We start from the raw sequence: 18,361 nt of genomic DNA on the forward strand, positions 1-18,361 counted from the left end.
TTGGTCACTCTTCAAGACTTGATATTTTTTTGCTACCGAAGTAGCTGGATATCGTCTTGTGAGTGCCCACACAGATTGTCTGATAAATTGTTAAAGAGCAGTGAGTTACGCGCTTTCGCTTGCTAACTCGAGGAGGCGTATACTACGCGATTCCCCTGAAGAGTCAACCTTTATTTCGATGTTTTCATCGGGTTGGTCTTCCTGGCTGGGCGACTGGTTCTCGTTAGAGGAGTCGTTGTTCCCGGTCAGTGGAGGCGCATTATAGGGAGTTCTCGGAAGGGCGCAACCCCTAAATTCAAAAAACTTTTCAAGCGCGGCTTTTTTCGGCAAAACGCTGTCTTGTTCGTCGTTTTTGCCACTTTTTCCCGAAAACAGCCGTAGAAGCTGGCGCTCCCTGGCGTAAAATGAAAGATAACAATGCAGTTAAAGGAACCGCAGCCATGCAATTCGATGCTCAACAACAGGCGGCACAGCGTAATCTTTCTTATCTGCTGGCAGAAAAGCTCGGCCAACAGATCCTGGCCGGTGAATATCAAGCCGGCAGCATCCTGCCAGGCGAGATGGATTTGGCAGAACAGTTTGGCGTCAGCCGCACTGCGGTACGTGAAGCGGTAAAAATGCTGGCGGCCAAAGGCATGCTGTTACCGCGCCCCCGCATCGGCACCAGGGTCATGCCGCAAAGCCAATGGAACTTCCTCGATCAGGATCTGCTGACCTGGTGGATGACCAGGGAAAACTTCGACCAGGTAATGCAGCACTTCCTTATCCTACGCACGTCGCTCGAACCTCAAGCTTGTACATTGGCAGCAATCAATGCTACCCCGGAGCAAAAGGCGCGATTAGTCACTCTGATGGCAGAAATGCAGGCGCTACATGTGGATTTTGACCGCGAACGCTGGATTGAAGTCGATACCCAGTACCACCAGTTGATCTATGAAGCCAGCGCCAATCCGTTTCTCACCTCGTTCGCCAACCTGTTCAGCTCGGTGTATCAAAGCTATTTCCGGGCGATCACCGGTAATGAAGTGATCAAGCTGCAACACCATCAGGCCATTGTGGATGCCATCGTCGCCAGTGACAGCACCGCAGCCCTCACTGCATGCCAAACATTGTTGCAGGGGAATGCGTAAACTCCGCAGCTATATATAGAAGGAAAATGGGATCACGATGACAAAATCTGCACGCAGCATGGCAGGGTTGCCTTGGATCGCCGCGATGGCGTTCTTTATGCAGGCATTGGATGCCACTATTCTCAATACCGCCTTACCGGCGATAGCCCACAGCCTAGACCGTTCCCCCTTGGCAATGCAGTCGGCGGTGATCTGTTACACCCTGACGGTTGCGATGCTAATCCCGGTGAGCGGCTGGCTGGCCGATCGCTTCGGTACCCGGCGGGTGTTTATTATCGCCGTATCTCTGTTTACCTTTGGCTCACTATTATGTGCCTTGTCACCGACGCTGAGTTTCCTGGTTGCCTCACGTATTTTACAGGGGATTGGCGGCGCGATGATGATGCCGGTGGCACGCCTTGCCCTGTTGCGGGCCTATCCGCGTAGTGAGCTGTTGCCGGTACTGAACTTTGTCACCATGCCTGGCCTGGTTGGGCCAATAATGGGGCCGCTGCTTGGCGGCTGGCTGGTGACCTACGCTACCTGGCATTGGATCTTCCTGATTAACATCCCGATAGGCTTACTCGGCATCGTCTACGCCCGCAAATACATGCCGGATTTCACCACGCCGAAGCGGCCCTTTGATTTCATCGGTTTTATGCTGTTTGGCCTTAGCCTGGTACTTATCTCCACCGGCCTGGAGCTATTAGGCGAGCAGGTGCTGGCCAATTACATTTCTCTGGGGGTGTTCCTGAGCGGCTTTGTGATGCTGTTTGGTTATATCATTCACGCCCGCCGCCACGCTCAGCCGCTGATTGGGCTGGATCTGTTCAAGACCCGCACCTTTTCCGTCGGCATTGCCGGTAACGTGGCCTCGCGGCTGGGGACCGGCTGCGTTCCGTTCCTGATGCCGTTGATGCTGCAGGTGGCCTTTGGCTATTCGGCGATCGTCGCCGGTTGCATGATGGCCCCGACGGCGTTGGGTTCTCTGATGGCCAAGTCTACCGTTACCCAGGTGTTGCGCTGGTTCGGCTATCGTAAGACGTTGGTGGGTATCACTATCATTATCGGCGTGTTGATTGCACAGTTCTCACTGCAAAGCCCGGGTATGCCGCTGTGGCTGATGATTTTGCCGCTGTTTGTTCTAGGGATGGCGATGTCGACGCAGTTTACCGCCATGAATACCATCAGCCTGGCAGACCTGAACGATGGCAACGCCAGTTCCGGCAATAGCGTACTGGCAGTGACACAGCAGTTGTCTATCAGCTTTGGCGTGGCGATCAGTGCCGCCGTGTTGCGCTTCTATGGCTCGATGGAGATCGGCACCATGATCGATCAGTTCCACTACACCTTTATTACCATGGGGATAGTGACCGTCGCTTCGGCCTTCGTCTTTATGCTGTTAAGAAGAAAAGACGGCAATAACCTGATCACAGGCAAAGAGAAATCACGCAAAGAATCAAAGGTGACCCGTTAGCGGTAGCCGACAGAGTCTCTTTCCACCAGCTCTGGCGTCAGCACCAGGATCTGGGCATCACGTTCGGGGTTTTGCAGGCGGTTGATGAGCGCATCGATCGCCAGTTCCCCGAGCGAATCTTTGGGCTGATGAATGGTGCTAAGCGGTGGGGCCAGATATTTGGCCAGTTCGATATCGTCGTAACCCATCACGGCCATGTCATGTGGCACCGCCAGCCCGGCCTGATACAGCGCCTGGTAAACGCCCACGGCGACGGCATCATTGCCAGCAAACACCGCATGGGGAGGCTCGGCCAACGCCAACAACTGCCTCATGGCATGCACGCCCCCTTCAAACTCAAAGTCGCAATACACCTCATAGCCCGGCAGGATTTCAAGACCGGCACGCTGCATGGCTCGGCGATAGCCTTCCAAACGATGGCGCGCGGTGGTTTTATCCAGCGGCCCGGCGATACAGGCGATTTGGCGATAGCCGCGAGCGATCAGATGATCGGTAGCCATTTCCCCCCCCAGCAACGAGTTATCCTGGATGATATCGTTGGCCCCTTCGAACGGCGACCAGTCCATCATCACGATCGGCAAAGAGGGGTAACGGCTCAGCGCATCCTGCGAAGGGCGGTGGTTTTCGGTACACATCACCAGCAGGCCATCCACCCGCTTTTGCAACAGCGTTTCCATGCTGCTGTTCATACGCGCCACATCTTCCTCGGTGTTGCACAGGATCAGGCTGTAGCCACGTTCATAGCAGCTGCGTTCCACGCCGCGCACCACTTCGGCATAAAATGGGTTATTGCTGGAGGTCACCAGCATGCCGATGGTGCGCGTCGTATTGAGTTTCAGGCTACGCGCCAGTGCGGAAGGGGCATAGTTAAGCTGTTCCACGGCCACCATGACTTTGTCACGCACGCTGTCGCTGACAAAGCGATTGTTATTGATCACGTGCGAGACCGTCGAGGTTGAAACACCCGCCAGACGGGCGACATCTTTCATGGTAGCCAAAGCGTTATCCCTGTTGCTGCAAGAAGGCGTCAATCTCTTCACGCCATGGCACGGAAGGTTGTGCACCCGGCCGGGTAACGGCAATGGCCGCCGCCGCATGGGCGAAACGCACCGCATCACTCATCACTTTGCCTTCGAGCAAAGCAGTAACCAAGGCACCGTTGAACGTATCACCGGCCGCGATGGTATCCACCGCCTTGACCTTAAAGCCCGGAACCAATTTACCTTTACCGTTTTCGCTCAACCACACACCACGGCTACCGAGGGTGATAATCACGCAGCCGATGCCTTTATCATGCAGGATGTTGGCGGCACGCTCGGCGTCAGCGTCATTATTCACCGCGATACCGGTCAGCCGCTGGGCTTCAGTTTCGTTCGGGGTGATCATGTCGATCATGGCTAACAGTTCGTCAGGCAGCTCACAGGCCGGAGCCGGATTAAGGATCACCTGGGTTTGGTGCTGCTTGGCCAGTTTGGCGGCGGCAATCACCGTGTCCAGCGGTGATTCAAGCTGCATCAGTAACGCATCAGCATCGATAACCCGTTGCCGATAGCGGTTGAGATAATCGGGAGTGACCGCCGCGTTGGCACCGGCATCGATACCAATCACGTTCTCGCCTTCGGCATTAACGAAAATCAGCGCCACGCCGGTGGTGCTGCCAGTGATAGCTTCAATCGGTTGGGTGTCAATGCGATCGGTTGCCAGTTGTTGGCGAATTCGTTCACCAATATCGTCTTCGCCTACACAGGCAATAAAGGCAATATCCGCACCGCTGCGCCCGGCAGCCACCGCCTGGTTAGCCCCTTTGCCACCAAAGGCCACCTTATACTGCTGGCCGATCACCGTTTCGCCCGGCTGGGGAAATTGGTTGATATTGAGGATATGGTCGGCATTGATGCTGCCCAAAACCACCAGCTTTGCTGTTTCCATCACAGGGATCCCTTAAATTGCGCGCCATCGTCACGCCCCGTTCCGATGGCGCTGGAGATGACTTACTTGGTAACCAGTTTCAAATCAACCGGGATAGTCGCCGGTACTTTCTCACCTTTCAAGATCTTATCTGCCGTTTCTACGCCAATCACACCGATCTGATCCGGACGCTGTGCCACGGTGGCAGCCAGTTTACCGCCTTCAACCGCTTTCACGCCGTCTGCAGTGCCGTCAAAGCCAACCACGATGACATCCGTTTTACCGGCTGTTTGCAATGCACGCAGCGCACCCAGAGCCATTTCATCGTTCTGTGCAAACACTGCTTGCACGTCTGGATGCGCGGTCAGCAGGTTCTGCATGACGTTCAGACCCTTGGTACGATCGAAATCCGCCGGCTGGCTGGCCAGCAGTTTAAACTTGTTCTGCTCCAGTGACTGTTGGAAGCCTTCACCACGTTCACGGGCAGCAGATGTCCCGGCAATGCCTTCCAGCTGGATCACTTTAGCGTCAGCACCGGCTTTCTGGGCAATAAAGTCACCAGCCATTTTACCGCCCACACGGTTGTCGGAAGCGATATGGCTAACCACTTCGCCTTTCGCTGCCATACGGTCGAGCGTAATGACTGGGATCTTGGCCTGGTTGGCCATCTTGATGGCGTTACCTACCGCGTCAGAGTCGGTTGGGTTAATCAGCAGCAGTTTCGGGTTCTGCACCATCAGATCCTGCACGTTGGCCAACTCTTTCGCCGGGTTGTTCTGGGAGTCCAGCACCACCAGGTTATAACCCAGCTTGTTGGCTTCCAACTGCGCCCCCTCTTTCATCGAAACAAAGAACGGGTTGTTGAGCGTAGAAACCACCAGCGCGATGGTGTCTTTTGCCAAGGCGTTAGCGCTCAGAGTGGCAGTTAATGCGATGGCCGAAACTAAGGTTGCCAGTTTTTTCATTTTCATGGTCGTGATTCCTGTAGGGGAGAGGTTACTTGTTACTTTTGTTGTCTACCAGAACCGCCAGCAGAATAACGGCTGCTTTCACGATCATTTGGTAGTAGGAAGAAACACCCAGTAAATTCAAACCGTTATTCAGGAAGCCAAGGATCAGCGCCCCGATCAGGGTACCGACGATGCGCCCTTTACCCCCAGCCAGGCTGGTACCACCCAGCACCACCGCAGCGATGGCATCCAGCTCATAGCCGGTACCCGCAGTAGGTTGTGCAGAGGACAGACGCGCCACTTCAATAACCCCAGCCAGTGCCGCCAGCAGGCCGCACAGGGAGTAAACGATGATTTTAACCCTATCGACGCTGATACCGGAAAGGCGGGTAGCCGCTTCGTTGCCGCCCAGCGCATAAATATAGCGGCCAAGACGGGTATGATGCAGCATATACCAGGCGGCGATAAACACGATGGCCATGATCCAGATCGGGGTAGGAACGCCCAACGGACGGCCAATCCCGAACCAGCCAAAGGTGTCGGCAACGTCGGTAAAGCCGGTATTGACCGGGCTACCGTTGGTGTACACCATGGTCACACCGCGCAGTAACAGCATCATCACCAGGGTGGCGATAAACGCCTGAACCTTGCCTTTGGCAACGATAATCCCGGTGCAGGCACCTACGGCAGCCCCCAACGCCAGCGCAGCGGCAACGGCCACCACCGCATTGACTTCAAATCCGACAATCGAAGCAGCTACCGCTCCGGTCAGCGCCAACAGCGATCCGACCGACAAATCGATGCCGGAAGTCAGGATCACCAACGTCATGCCGACCGCCATAATGGCGTTCACCGAGGTTTGCTGCAGGATGTTGAACAGGTTATTAACGGTGAAGAAATTCGGGCTCATCGAAGACACCACGGCAATCAGCACCAGCAGGGCAATCAGCGATTTCTGCTCCAACAGCCACTCTTTACTGAACCAGCGCTTAGCTGCGACACTTTGTGAACTCATATCTGATTACTCCTGCTTTACGCCGTATTGCTTGCCGACGGCTGCTGCCATCAGCACTTCCTGGGTGGCCTGTTCAATCGGGAATTCGCCGCTGAGGTGGCCTTCGTGCATCACCAGGATGCGGTCACTCATGCCCAGCACCTCCGGCATTTCCGAAGACACCAGAATGATGCTCAGCCCTTCCTGCTTGAACTGGTTGATTAACTGGTAGATCTCTTTTTTGGCCCCGACGTCGACGCCGCGGGTCGGTTCGTCGAGGATCAGCACCTTTGGCCGGGTCATCAAGCCACGGGCAATTGCCACTTTTTGCTGATTACCGCCGGAAAGCAGGCCAATCGGTTGCTCCATCGACGGCGTTTTAATATTGAACAGGCGAATAAAATCACTGACGGCGATCTGCTCGTCGGCATGTTTCAGGCCACCACCGGCACGGCTGAAATAGCGCAGCGCGGTGAGCGACATGTTTTCCTTCACCGACATCCCCAGTACCAGACCATCACGTTTACGGTCTTCGGAGATATAGACGATACCGTTGGCCAGGCCGTCCTGAGGAGTACGAGTTACCACCTCATGGCCGTCCAGGTTGACGGTGCCGCTTTTACGTGGCGCCGCACCGTACAGGATCTTCATCAGTTCGGTACGCCCAGCCCCCATCAGGCCAGCCACACCCAGAATCTCACCGCGGTATAAAGTAAAGCTGACGTCATGCACACCAGGGCCGGAAACGTGGCTCACCTGCAGGCGTTTTTCACCGCGCGGCAGATTCAGGCGTGGATACTGCTCTTCCAGCTTGCGGCCCACCATCATTTCAATCAGCGAATCTTCATTCAGTTCGGCAACCGGCCGCTCGGCAATAAATTGCCCGTCACGGAATACGGTCACATCGTCGCAGATTTCGAAGATCTCTTTCAGGCGGTGGGAGATATAAACAATGCCACGGCCTTCGGCTTTCAGCTCGTTGATCACTTTAAACAGCGAGGCGGTTTCGGTATCGGTCAGGGCATCGGTCGGCTCATCCATGATGATCACTTTGGATTCAAAGCTCAGCACCTTGGCAATTTCCACCATTTGCTGATCGCCAATCGACAATTCCCCCACCAGCCGGTGGCTGCTGTAACGCAGGTTCAAACGCGCCAGCAGTTTGTCCGCTTCGGCATACATGCGTTTCCAGTCGATGCGGCCAAAGCGGTTAACGAACTCGCGGCCAAGAAAGATGTTCTCGGCAATGGTCAGCTGCGGGATCAGGTTCAGTTCCTGGTGGATGATGCCGATCCCTGCTTCCTGCGAATCCTTCGGCCCGTTGAAGGCCACTTCCTTGCCGAGGAAATATTGGCTGCCCGCATCTTTGTTGTAGATACCGGTCAGCACTTTCATCATGGTGGATTTGCCGGCACCGTTTTCCCCCACCAGCGCCATTACCCTGCCGGGATAAACGCTCAGGGCGGCCCCAGAAAGCGCCTTCACGCCGGGAAAGGCCTTATCGATCCCTTTCAGTTGCAGTAAAGGTTGCATAGGTGCCTCAGAAAGTTACGCCGGAGCAAAGGATCACGTTCGCGTAGGGCGAACATTCTCCGCTGCGGATCACGGCCCGGCTATGTTCGGTTTGCGCTTTAAACGCGCTGTGGCTGATATAGCTGATGCTGATGGTGTTGCCCTGGTGTTGGCCAAGCTGCGTCAGTTGGGCCAGCAACGCTTCGTGGAGCGATGGGTTATGCTTGACGATCTCTTCCGCCAAGATGGCGCTCTCTACCTGCATTTCCTGCGTTACCACGCCGACAACCTGCAAGAATGTCGGCACCCCTTGGGTCAGCGCCAGATCGATACGCGGCGTCACGGCAGGGATCGGCAAGCCAGCATCACAAATCGCGATCTGATCGGTGTGGCCGAGACGAGAGACCACCGCAGAAACGTCAGAATTCAGTAGTACGCCTTTTTTCATGAGTAAACTCCAGCAGCGAAACGTTTCGCTATTGGGTCAGTTTAGAAAATCAGCAGGGGAAGACAACCCTGTAATAGCGGAAATGTGATCGCCATCGAAACGTTTCGCTCACGTTCGATAAAGCGTAGCTAAAAAAGAAGGGCTCAGCAAATGCTGAGCCCCTGATTTAGATTTCGACCTGGGTTCCCAGTTCGATGACCCGGTTGGGTGGGATCTCAAACTGGTCGGCAGCCCGCAATGCGTTGCGGCTCAGGGCGATAAACAGCTTGCCGCGCAGGAACAAATACCACGGCCGTTTGGTGAGGATCAGCGATTCATGGGACATAAAGAACGACGTCTCCATCATCCGGCATGGCAGCCCTTCCAACCCACAGCGGTGGAAGACTTCCTCAACGTTCGGCGTTTCACGCCAGCCATAGCTGGCCACCACCCGCCAGAAGGTCGGGGACAGTTGTTCAATCGTTACCCGCCGGACGTTATGCACATAAGGGGCATCTTCGGTACGCAAGGTCAGCAGCACCACCCGCTCATGCAGCACTTTGTTGTGCTTGAGGTTATGCAGCAGAGCAAACGGGATCACGTTAATCGCCCGCGACATAAACACAGCGGTGCCAGGCACGCGAACCGGCGGTGATTTTTCCAGTGATGCAATCAGTGCTTCAAGGGAGTTACCGTGTTCATGCATCCGGCGCAGCAGACGGAAGCGTTCGCTCTTCCAGGTGATCATGATCAGGAACATCACCAAGGCCAACATCAGTGGCAACCAACCACCAGAGAACAGCTTCAGGGCGTTCGCCGAGAACATCGGCACATCGATAATCAGCAGCATCGCCAGAATGCCCCCCACCAGGAAGCGATTCCAATGCCAATTCTTGATGGCGACCGAGGTGATCAGGATGCTGGTCAATACCATGGTGCCGGTCACCGCAATACCATAGGCCGCGGCCAGGTTGCTGGAGTGTTCAAAGCCCACAATCACCAACACCACGGCGATATACAGGGTCCAGTTGATCACCGGGATATAGATCTGGCCGGACTCCATTTCCGAGGTATGAATGATGCGCATCGGTGACAGATAGCCCAGACGAACGGCCTGGCGGGTCAACGAGAAGACGCCGGAAATTACCGCCTGCGAGGCGATCACCGTGGCCAGCGTGGCCAATATCAACAGCGGGATCAGTGCCCAGTCTGGGGCCAAAAGGAAGAACGGGTTCTTGATCGCTTCCGGGTTTTTCAGCAGCAATGCCCCTTGGCCGAAGTAATTGAGCACCAGCGAAGGCAGCACTACGGTGAACCAGGCCAGGCGGATCGGGAATTTGCCAAAGTGGCCCATATCGGCATACAGCGCTTCCACACCGGTAATCGACAGTACCACCGCACCGAGCGCGAAGAACGACACCTTCTTATATTCAACAAAGAAGTTGAAGGCCCATTTCGGGTTCAGCGCCTGCAACACTTCCGGGTTGGCGATAATGCTGCGCGCCCCCAGAACCGCCAACACGATAAACCACAGCAGCATCACCGGGGCAAACAGTTTGCCCACGCTACCGGTGCCATGTTTTTGGATTGCAAACAGTAAGGTCAATACCAGAATGGAGAGCGGGACGATGTAGGGATCCAGCGACGGTGCGGCAATCTCCAACCCTTCGATCGCCGACATCACCGAGATCGCCGGGGTGATCACCACCTCGCCATAGAAGAAGCTGCCACCAATCAGGCCCAGGATCACCAGCAAAGAGGTGGTACGCGCCGAGGTATGGCGCCCAGCCAAAGACATTAACGTCAGTATCCCGCCTTCACCGGCGTTATCCGCACGCATGACGTAGGTGAGATACTTCAGGGAAACGATGACAATCAACATCCAGAAGATTAAGGAAAGGAAACCAAACACCACGTCGGGACGGACGTCAAAACCGTAATGGCCGGAAAAACATTCTCGCAAGGTATAGAGCGGGCTGGTGCCGATATCACCGTAAACGACCCCAATAGCCGCCAGGGTAACCGCCGATAAAGACTGTTTATGTTCTGTGCTCATAGTTTGCTTCTTTTGCTAGATCATCCGTCAACCGACGCATCAGCATCAGGCTAAAGATACGGGCTCTAAGATCCGTCACACCCGGTAAAAGGCGCACAGTATGCATCATTTATAGCACTTGCCTACTCTACTATCTGACCCCAAAAATAAACAAAATGTGAATCATCCCCCTTGTTGAGCATAGAAAAATTTTACTAATCAACCAGCTATAAGGCTAAAAATAATGATGGTTTATCATCGAATTCTCTAGCAAGATTGGCTGTCGGCCTGGGTGGCAGGCTCTAACCTCCGGACAACGCGAGCTATTTTATGGCGTCATCAACACTTCTGGCAGAACGGATCTCCCGCCTCAGCAGTGCGCTGGAGAGCGGCCTTTATGAACGGCAAGAGGCTATCAGGCTGTGCTTGCTGGCAGCTTTGTGCGGGGAAAGCGTGTTCTTGCTCGGCCCACCGGGGATCGCCAAGAGTCTGATCGCCCGCCGGCTGAAATTTGCCTTCCGCAGCGCTCGCTCATTTGAATACCTGATGACGCGCTTTTCCACGCCCGAAGAGGTGTTTGGCCCTCTGTCGATCCAGGCACTGAAAGATGAAGGCCGCTATCAGCGCCTGACTGCGGGTTATCTGCCCGAAGCCGAGATCGTGTTTCTTGATGAAATCTGGAAGGCAGGCCCGGCTATCCTCAATACCCTGCTGACCGCCATCAACGAGCGCCGTTTCCGTAACGGCAATAGTGAAGAGCCCATTCCGCTGCGCCTGCTGGTCACCGCCTCCAATGAATTACCCGAGGCCGATAGCAGCCTTGAAGCGTTGTATGACCGTATGTTGATCCGGCTGTGGCTTGATAAGGTGCAGGATAAGCAGAATTTCCGCTCTCTGTTGGTGGCCCGCCAGAATGAAAGCGACAACCCGGTGCCCAAGGCGCTGAGCATCAGCGATGAAGAGTTCCATCAATGGCAACCGCTGATCGATAAGGTCAAACTGCCGGAAAACTGCTTTGAACTGATTTTCCTGCTGCGCCAACGGTTAGACGCTTTGGAACAGGCGCCTTATGTTTCCGACCGGCGTTGGAAGAAATCCCTGCGCTTACTGCAGGCCTGTGCCTTTTTCAGCGGCCGCGACACCATCGTGCCATTGGATTTAATGCTGTTGAAGGATTGCCTGTGGCACGATCGGACATCATTAAAGTTGTTACAGCAACAAATCGATCAGTTGCTGACCGAACAGGCCTACCAGCAACAAACCTTGTTGATACAACTACAGCAGATCCACACCCGCTGGATGCAGCATCAACAGCAGCAGAGCCATCGCCAGGCCATCCAACTGGTGAAAAAAGGCGGCATGTTCAGCCGCAAGCCACAATACGTGCTGGAGCATCCGCTCACTGGCACCACTTTGACGCTGCTGCTGCAAAAACCACTACAGCTGCACGACATCCAGGTTAACCACCTGAGTATCGAAAGCAGCATGCTGGAAAGCTGGCTGCAAAAAGGCGGTGACGTGCGCGCCAAGCTCAACGGCATTGGTTTTGCCCAGCAGATCGATCTGGAAGTCGATGAGCAACTGCACCTTACAGTGTTAGACGTCAGCCGCCAGCCCTCCCTGCTGGCCATGCCGGGTAAGCCGAGCGGCGGAACCCCACCAGAATTTCTGGACGAAATTGAAACACTCAGCCAGCGCCAGGCGGAACAGCGGCGGCTATTCAGCCAGCATCAACCTTGCCTGTTCACCCCTGCCGCCGGGTTGGCGAAAATTGAAGCCAGCCTGCTGCAGGTGGCCGAGCAGATCAAACAGCTGTCCCAGCAAATGCGCGGCCAGTAACCATGCTGAGCCTCGAAACGCTCGATATGCTGTTGTCGATCTCCGAAGGCGAGCTGATCGAAGAGCTGATCATTGGCATGTTGGCCACGCCGCAGTTGGCGGTGTTTTTCAATAAATTCCCGGCGATACGTCGGGCGATCAACCGCGATCTGCCTCATTGGAAGTTACAGCTGAAAGATCGCATTCAGCAAGCCGTGGTGCCGCCGGTGCTGGCGCAAGAGTTTTACCGCTATCAGCAATGCCAGTTGGAAAGCCACGGCCAGTTCTCGCAAAACCTTAACGATACGCTCGATCTGCTACGCCAATACGCGTCGCCGTTTTACACCCAGGCACGGAGTATGGTGGACGCAGCCGATCTCACCACTCACCCGCTCGATGGTAGTTTCCAGACCCTGTTTCTGCAACGCTGGCGCATTAGCCTGACGCTGCAGGCCACGATGCTGCACCATAAGTTACTGGAGCAGGAGCGTGAACAACTGATGGCCGAGCTACAAGAACGGTTGGCGCTGAGCGGCGCACTGGAGCCGGTGCTGGCAGAGAACGACACGGCCGCGGGCCGATTATGGGATATGAGCAAAGGCCAGTTACAACGTGGTGACTACCAACGGCTGGTGGAGTACGGGGACTTCCTGCAACAGCAGCCAGAGCTACAAAAGCTGGCACAGCAACTGGGCCGCAGCTATGAAGCCAAGGCGGTGCAGCAACAAGATGCGCAGCCGGAACCATACCGGGTGATGGTGCAGGTACCCGCCATTCAGCCGGAAGAGGTCAGCGGTATACACCAAAGTGACGACATCCTGCGGCTACTGCCACCCGAACTGGCGGCGTTGGGCATTGAAGAGCTGGAGTTTGAGTTTTACCGGCGGCTGCTGGAAAAACGGTTGCTGACCTATCGCCTGCAAGGGGATGCCTGGCAGGAGCAGATCATGATGCGCCAAGTCACCCATCAGCAGCAGGACCGGCAGCCACGCGGGCCGTTTATTGTCTGCGTAGATACTTCCGGCTCAATGGGCGGCTTTAATGAACAATGCGCCAAGGCCTTTTGCCTGGCACTGTTGCGCATCGCACTGGCAGACAACCGCCGCTGCTACATCATGCTGTTTGCCAGCCAGATTGTGCACTATGAACTGACGGCCGCCAGCGGTATCGAACAGGCGGTGCGGTTCCTGGGCCAACATTTTCGTGGCGGGACGGATTTGGCCGCCTGCCTGAATGCCACCGTCAGCAAAATGGCGGAAAGCGACTGGTTTGACGCCGATGCGGTGATTATTTCCGATTTTATTGCCCAGCGGCTGCCGGAAGAGGTGATCAAGAAAGTGAAGTCACAGCAGCAAAGCCACCAGCAACGCTTTCATGCGGTGGCCATGTCAGCCTATGGCAAACCCGGCATCATGCGCATCTTCGATCATATCTGGCGCTTTGATACCGGGTTAAAAAGCCGTTTACTACGGCGCTGGAGTCGCTAGCTGTTACAGCAGCCCTTCAACGCTCTCGCGTACTTCTGGTCCCCACACGCCACACTGTACTTGCCCAATATGCGACAGTTGCAGCAACAGCATCACCAGGCGTGATTGACCAATCCCGCCACCAATCGTCTGAGGCATTTCACCACGCAGCAGGGACTGGTGCCATTCCAGCTTCAGGCGATCCAGATCGTCGGTTAACGCCAGCTGATGTTGCAGCGCCGCCGCATCGACACGGATGCCCATTGAAGAAAGTTCAAACGCATCCTGCAATACCGGGTTCCACACCACGATGTCACCGTTCAACCCTTTCAGCCCTTCAATACCTGGCGTGGTCCAGTCATCATAATCCGGTGCACGCACGTCATGGGATTTGCCATGTGAGAGTTTGCCACCAATACCAATCAGGAATACGGCTCCCAATTCTTTGGCGATCGCACGTTCACGGCCTTTGGCATCCAGCTCAGGGTAACGTTGCAGCAGCGTTTCGCTGTGAACAAAGTGAATTTGGTCTGGCAGGAACGGTGCCAGACCAAATTCACGGCTCACCGCGGCTTCCGTTTCTTTTATAGAGGCATAGATCCGCTTAACGGTATCTTGCAGGTAAGCCGGGCTACGTTCGCCATCTCCCATTACACGTTCCCAATCCCACTGATCGACATACACCGAGTGGATCGGCGTCAGGCGATCTTCATCCGGGCGCAGCGCTTTCATATGGGTATACACACCTTCACCCGCGCTGAAATCGTGCTCGCCCAGGGTTTTACGCTTCCATTTAGCCAGCGAGTGCACTACTTCAAACGTCGAGTCCGGCAGGCTTTTGACTTTCACCTGAACGGCTTTTTCGCTGCCAGAAAGGTTATCTTGAGTACCGTCACCCAGTCGGCTGAGGATCGGAGCCTGCACTTCAATCAGGCCAAGCTGCTGTTCCAACTGGCGGGAGAAGAAGGATTTCACGAAGCTGATTTGTTGTTGTTTTTGGATAAACTGCTTTTTCATTGCCGTATCTCTTGAATAATCTGTCTAGTTGCCAATGATTAAGCAACAGAATGGCACCTAAATTCAATATCCATCAATCAATATTGCCTTTTCGCTTTTAATCGGTCATTTTTAAGCGGTGATAATTCAACAATCAGCAATTAAAGGGGCATTTAATGGCAGAAATTTATCAGATCGATAATCTCGATCGCGGCATCCTCAACGCATTAATGGAGAATGCTCGCATGCCTTACGCTGAACTGGCGAAGAATTTTGCCGTCAGCCCCGGCACCATTCATGTGCGGGTGGAGAAGATGAAGCAGGCCGGGATCATCACCGGAACGCGGGTGGATGTGAACCCAAAACAGCTGGGCTACGACGTCTGCTGCTTTATCGGCATCATATTGAAGAGTGCCAAGGACTACCCTTCGGCGCTGAAAAAGCTCGAAAGCCTGGAGGAAGTGGTGGAAGCCTATTACACCACCGGCCACTACAGCGTGTTTATCAAGGTGATGTGCCGCTCGATTGATGCGTTGCAACAGGTACTGATCAACAAGATCCAGACTATCGACGAGATCCAGTCAACAGAGACGCTGATCTCGTTGCAGAATCCTATCATGCGAACTATTACGCCTTAATAAGCGATTTTTCACAGCCCACAAGCCTCAATGATAGGCCCGTGGTGCTGTGTAAGGCAGCCCGAAACCTGATTGAGAAAAATCACTTTGCCAGAGAGTAAAAGACAGAACATATCAAAAAGATTGAAAATCGGGTCTACGAAGGTCACGTTTGCATCAATAGGGTGTTTCTGACGCATGTGAAGCATTTGTTAAATTATTTAATCATGCACGTAAATATCACTAATCTGTAAATAATTATAAATGTAAGTCTTACATATGTAGGAATCATACGACATCTGTAGTTATACGCTCTTATATACCTAATGAGTCGTTTAAAATATTATTCTCTCACTTTATAGAACTACACTTTGATCATGCACTGATAGCAGGCGTGGCAAGCAAGGGAGAGATCATGGTTTATATTGACAGTGATACAATTAACAAACTCAGTCTCCGGGCATTGAGTAAATATAAAAAAAATGTTTTATTTTTAGCCGTACTGCTTTTACTGTGCGGTACTTTATGTCTACTCGTCCCTGTCTATTCTGGCATTGCTTTAAGCTATCTTTTAGGAAGCTTGTTTGTTATTTCAGGGGTATACTCCTTCGTCAGCGCATTAGCTTTTAGAAAAAACACTTCGAGTTTTTTTTCATTGTGTCTATTTTGCATTATTTATATTTTCCTAGGAATTAGCTTTTTATCAAGCCCAATGGTGGGAATGAACATTCTTTCAATGCTCATTTGCATTCTATTTTTGTTGGGGGGACTGAGTCGCCTGACTACAGCATTTAACAATAGTGAAATGATTGGGCGTTACTGGTGTATTTTTATCGGGATCCTGGATTTTGCTATTGCATTCCTCTGGTTGAGTGCTGGTGAAAACACATCATATCTATTAACCGTAATGTTAATCGGTCTTGAAATGGTGTTAACGTCATGGTTTTTATTCATGCTTAACTATGGTTTTAACCATCATAAAGACAATCAATCCTTCACTTGATTTCGAAACATTTTTCATTCTTATTTAATATTAATTAGGAGAGAGTTACCATGACTAAATTTACGAAAAACATCCTTATCGCTTCTGCTTTGATTGTGTCTAGTATTAATATTGCCAATGCAGAAACTACGGATAAAACAACCCCACAGGATATGACTTGCAAAGAGTTTATTGATCTGAATCCTAAGGCGATGACCCCTGTAGCATTCTGGGTAGTCAATAAAGATAATGTTTATCAGCAAGGTGACTATGTTGACTGGAATGAAGTAGAAACCATCTTCGTTCCGCAGGTCATCAAAGCCTGCAAGCAAAAACCTGAAAGCAAGCTGGAAGAACTTAAGCAATGGTTTAACGAAGTTAAATAATACCATCTGATAAAGTCAGCTATCTACGATAACTGACTTTATCAGTATAACAAAAATTAACGCTCCACAAACACTCCTCAAAATCAGATAATACTCTCAGTTGGAGTTTCGGGATTTTTACTTTAAAAGGCAGAAGGATTTTCGCTAAAAAATAACAATCTATACTGTTATTTTTTATAATAGGAAGATAAATTATGCCTACAGGTATAGCAGCAAAAGATAGCAATCAAAAATTAGGTCTATTGGCATTAGTTGCTATCGTAGTCAGTTCGATGATTGGCAGTGGCGTTGATGGCCTACCACAGAATATGTCCGCCAGTTCAGCAGTGGGTTCTGTGGCTATAGCTTGGCTAATCTGCGGCTTCGGGATGTATTTCATTTCTCGTACATTTATTATTCTTTCGGATATTCGTCCAGACCTACAGGCTGGCATCTACATGTATGCTCAGGAAGGTTTTGGTACCTTCTGCGCATTTATTGTCGTATGGGGCTATTGGCTGATGACTATTTTCAGCAACGTCGCCTTTGGTATCATGGTGATGGATACCCTGAATTATTTTATCCCGGGAGGGTTTAGCGGCGGAAACAATATCCCTTCAATTATTGGCATATCTATTCTTATCTGGGGATTCAATTTTTTGGTGCTGTCCGGGACAAGACTGGCAGGTGCGGTAAATATTATAGGGACGTTAGCAAAACTAATACCTCTAGTTATATTTGTATTCGTTCTGGTTTATTTCCTTAACGTTAACGAACTCACCAGTAACATCTGGGCAAACAATCCTTTATTTCCTAAGGAGTATCTAGGCTCGGTATTCTCCCAGATAAAGTCGCCACTTGATGTCGCGCTATGGTGTTTTATTGGTGTTGAGGGCGCCGTAGCGTTGTCTGGAAGAGTAAAAAACAAAAAAGATGTCGGCAGGGCAACCTTAATTGGTTTTATTATTTCACTTATCATATGTATCTTGATTTCTATCCTACCTTTCGGGGTCCTGACTCAAAAAGAACTGAGCGTGATCGCCACACCCTCAACCGCAGGGATCCTGAAAATTGTTGTCGGCGAGTGGGGCGAAAGACTGATTAATATTGGTGTGCTGATCTCGGTGTTAACCAGTTGGTTAGCCTGGACCATGATTTGTGCAGAAATTCCTATGGTTGCAGCTCAAAACTCAGCCTTCCCAGAAAAATTTGCTAAACGAAACCATCAAGGAGCGGCATCGGTTTCACTATGGGTCAGCAGCGCTTTAATGCAGCTTGTGGTTTTAATGGTCTACTTTTCAAGTAACGCCTGGATAGCCATGCTCTCGATTTCAGCCTTGACAGTATTACCAGTCTATCTGCTATCTACCGCTTATTTATGCAAGTTATGTATCAATGGTGAATATAATAATTATGCTCGTAATGGCCGTATCAGTGCACTAATCAGTGGCGTGATAGGGCTGTTATTTTGCTTGTTTATGTTTTACGCCAGCGAACCGAAATATCTTGCCATGGTGCCTATGCTATTAACGTTAGGCTTACCTTTATTCTTTTGGGCACGTATTCATGAGGGAGGCATGAAAAAAATATTTAAAGGTAATGAAATGAAAATTTTCTTATCATTAATCGCTCTTGATGCGTTTACAGGGTTTCTCTTTATGAATGGTACGATAAATCTATAACCATTTTTTTGTTCAGACGCCAT

General features: G+C 52.2%; 16 protein-coding genes. 8 read left to right on the top strand and 8 right to left on the bottom strand.

Translation table 11 applies throughout. From position 1 onward, the window contains the following. Positions 1-440 precede the first annotated feature (440 nt). Together A6U95_RS02760 and mdtD are read left to right on the top strand one after the other, a co-directional pair. Complete coding sequence (locus tag A6U95_RS02760) at positions 441-1,130, top strand: FadR/GntR family transcriptional regulator (RefSeq protein WP_065683388.1); 690 nt, start codon at positions 441-443, stop codon at positions 1,128-1,130. Positions 1,131-1,167: 37 nt separating this feature from the next. Then, positions 1,168-2,586: a multidrug transporter subunit MdtD gene (gene mdtD / locus A6U95_RS02765; RefSeq protein ID WP_065683389.1), complete on the top strand. Its 1,419-nt coding sequence runs from the start codon at positions 1,168-1,170 to the stop codon at positions 2,584-2,586. On the opposite strand, the gene rbsR is transcribed toward mdtD, so the two are convergent. From rbsR to kup, 7 genes are all read right to left on the bottom strand, one after another. After that, on the bottom strand, positions 2,583-3,584 hold the full coding sequence (gene rbsR / locus A6U95_RS02770) for a ribose operon transcriptional repressor RbsR (RefSeq protein ID WP_065683390.1): 1,002 nt from the start codon (positions 3,582-3,584) through the stop codon (positions 2,583-2,585). The genes mdtD and rbsR overlap by 4 nt on opposite strands. A 4-nt stretch (positions 3,585-3,588) precedes the next feature. Then, the gene (gene rbsK / locus A6U95_RS02775; RefSeq protein ID WP_065683391.1) at positions 3,589-4,515 is read right to left on the bottom strand and encodes a ribokinase; all 927 of its coding nucleotides are present in this window, start codon (positions 4,513-4,515) and stop codon (positions 3,589-3,591) included. Positions 4,516-4,577: 62 nt separating this feature from the next. After that, positions 4,578-5,465 carry a ribose ABC transporter substrate-binding protein RbsB gene (rbsB, locus tag A6U95_RS02780; RefSeq protein ID WP_024484669.1) on the bottom strand — a complete coding sequence of 296 codons (888 nt, stop codon included), beginning with the start codon at positions 5,463-5,465 and terminating at the stop codon, positions 4,578-4,580. Positions 5,466-5,490: 25 nt separating this feature from the next. After that, entirely contained in the window at positions 5,491-6,459 is a 969-nt protein-coding gene (gene rbsC / locus A6U95_RS02785; protein WP_024484670.1) for a ribose ABC transporter permease, read from the bottom strand. Positions 6,460-6,465: 6 nt separating this feature from the next. Next, positions 6,466-7,971 (bottom strand): ribose ABC transporter ATP-binding protein RbsA, encoded by a 1,506-nt coding sequence (rbsA, locus tag A6U95_RS02790; RefSeq protein ID WP_021181446.1) that lies wholly within the window; start codon positions 7,969-7,971, stop codon positions 6,466-6,468. Positions 7,972-7,978: 7 nt separating this feature from the next. Further along, on the bottom strand, positions 7,979-8,398 hold the full coding sequence (rbsD, locus tag A6U95_RS02795; protein WP_021181445.1) for a D-ribose pyranase: 420 nt from the start codon (positions 8,396-8,398) through the stop codon (positions 7,979-7,981). Positions 8,399-8,564: 166 nt separating this feature from the next. After that, the gene (kup, locus tag A6U95_RS02800) at positions 8,565-10,433 is read right to left on the bottom strand and encodes a low affinity potassium transporter Kup (protein ID WP_065683392.1); all 1,869 of its coding nucleotides are present in this window, start codon (positions 10,431-10,433) and stop codon (positions 8,565-8,567) included. 309 nt (positions 10,434-10,742) lie between these two features. Here kup and ravA point away from each other — a divergent pair, with 309 nt between their 5' ends. Both ravA and viaA read left to right on the top strand, forming a co-directional pair. After that, a complete protein-coding gene (ravA, locus tag A6U95_RS02805) occupies positions 10,743-12,251 on the top strand; it encodes an ATPase RavA (RefSeq protein ID WP_065683393.1) in 1,509 nt (502 codons plus the stop codon). A 2-nt stretch (positions 12,252-12,253) separates the two neighbouring features. Beyond that, positions 12,254-13,717, top strand: coding sequence for an ATPase RavA stimulator ViaA (viaA, locus tag A6U95_RS02810; RefSeq protein ID WP_065683394.1), 1,464 nt, complete (start codon positions 12,254-12,256; stop codon positions 13,715-13,717). A gap of 3 nt (positions 13,718-13,720) precedes the next feature. Here viaA and asnA read toward each other — a convergent pair whose 3' ends face one another. Next, positions 13,721-14,713, bottom strand: coding sequence for an aspartate--ammonia ligase (gene asnA, locus A6U95_RS02815; RefSeq protein ID WP_065683395.1), 993 nt, complete (start codon positions 14,711-14,713; stop codon positions 13,721-13,723). A gap of 155 nt (positions 14,714-14,868) precedes the next feature. Between asnA and asnC the strand changes: the two genes are divergently transcribed. From asnC to A6U95_RS02835, 4 genes are all read left to right on the top strand, one after another. After that, positions 14,869-15,330, top strand: coding sequence for a transcriptional regulator AsnC (asnC, locus tag A6U95_RS02820; RefSeq protein ID WP_021181440.1), 462 nt, complete (start codon positions 14,869-14,871; stop codon positions 15,328-15,330). A gap of 394 nt (positions 15,331-15,724) precedes the next feature. Then, positions 15,725-16,312: a DUF308 domain-containing protein gene (locus A6U95_RS02825; RefSeq protein ID WP_065683396.1), complete on the top strand. Its 588-nt coding sequence runs from the start codon at positions 15,725-15,727 to the stop codon at positions 16,310-16,312. A gap of 50 nt (positions 16,313-16,362) precedes the next feature. Further along, positions 16,363-16,677 carry an acid-activated periplasmic chaperone HdeB gene (gene hdeB, locus A6U95_RS02830; protein WP_065683397.1) on the top strand — a complete coding sequence of 105 codons (315 nt, stop codon included), beginning with the start codon at positions 16,363-16,365 and terminating at the stop codon, positions 16,675-16,677. A gap of 194 nt (positions 16,678-16,871) precedes the next feature. Then, positions 16,872-18,338 carry a basic amino acid/polyamine antiporter gene (locus A6U95_RS02835; RefSeq protein WP_065683398.1) on the top strand — a complete coding sequence of 489 codons (1,467 nt, stop codon included), beginning with the start codon at positions 16,872-16,874 and terminating at the stop codon, positions 18,336-18,338. The last annotated feature ends 23 nt before the right edge of the window (positions 18,339-18,361 follow it).

It is taken from the genome of Serratia sp. 14-2641 (assembly GCF_001692375.1).
Classification (GTDB): domain Bacteria; phylum Pseudomonadota; class Gammaproteobacteria; order Enterobacterales; family Enterobacteriaceae; genus Chania; species Chania fonticola_C.

What these genes read in the sequence shown, in the direction of transcription:
- A6U95_RS02760 (WP_065683388.1), top strand. Translation starts at nt 441, where the DNA reads ATGCAATTCGATGCTCAACAACAGGCGGCACAGCGTAATCTTTCTTAT.
- mdtD (WP_065683389.1), top strand. Translation starts at nt 1,168, where the DNA reads ATGACAAAATCTGCACGCAGCATGGCAGGGTTGCCTTGGATCGCCGCG.
- rbsK (WP_065683391.1), bottom strand. Translation starts at nt 4,515, where the DNA reads ATGGAAACAGCAAAGCTGGTGGTTTTGGGCAGCATCAATGCCGACCAT.
- rbsB (WP_024484669.1), bottom strand. Translation starts at nt 5,465, where the DNA reads ATGAAAATGAAAAAACTGGCAACCTTAGTTTCGGCCATCGCATTAACT.
- rbsC (WP_024484670.1), bottom strand. Translation starts at nt 6,459, where the DNA reads ATGAGTTCACAAAGTGTCGCAGCTAAGCGCTGGTTCAGTAAAGAGTGG.
- rbsA (WP_021181446.1), bottom strand. Translation starts at nt 7,971, where the DNA reads ATGCAACCTTTACTGCAACTGAAAGGGATCGATAAGGCCTTTCCCGGC.
- rbsD (WP_021181445.1), bottom strand. Translation starts at nt 8,398, where the DNA reads ATGAAAAAAGGCGTACTACTGAATTCTGACGTTTCTGCGGTGGTCTCT.
- kup (WP_065683392.1), bottom strand. Translation starts at nt 10,433, where the DNA reads ATGAGCACAGAACATAAACAGTCTTTATCGGCGGTTACCCTGGCGGCT.
- ravA (WP_065683393.1), top strand. Translation starts at nt 10,743, where the DNA reads ATGGCGTCATCAACACTTCTGGCAGAACGGATCTCCCGCCTCAGCAGT.
- viaA (WP_065683394.1), top strand. Translation starts at nt 12,254, where the DNA reads ATGCTGAGCCTCGAAACGCTCGATATGCTGTTGTCGATCTCCGAAGGC.
- asnA (WP_065683395.1), bottom strand. Translation starts at nt 14,713, where the DNA reads ATGAAAAAGCAGTTTATCCAAAAACAACAACAAATCAGCTTCGTGAAA.
- asnC (WP_021181440.1), top strand. Translation starts at nt 14,869, where the DNA reads ATGGCAGAAATTTATCAGATCGATAATCTCGATCGCGGCATCCTCAAC.
- A6U95_RS02825 (WP_065683396.1), top strand. Translation starts at nt 15,725, where the DNA reads ATGGTTTATATTGACAGTGATACAATTAACAAACTCAGTCTCCGGGCA.
- hdeB (WP_065683397.1), top strand. Translation starts at nt 16,363, where the DNA reads ATGACTAAATTTACGAAAAACATCCTTATCGCTTCTGCTTTGATTGTG.
- A6U95_RS02835 (WP_065683398.1), top strand. Translation starts at nt 16,872, where the DNA reads ATGCCTACAGGTATAGCAGCAAAAGATAGCAATCAAAAATTAGGTCTA.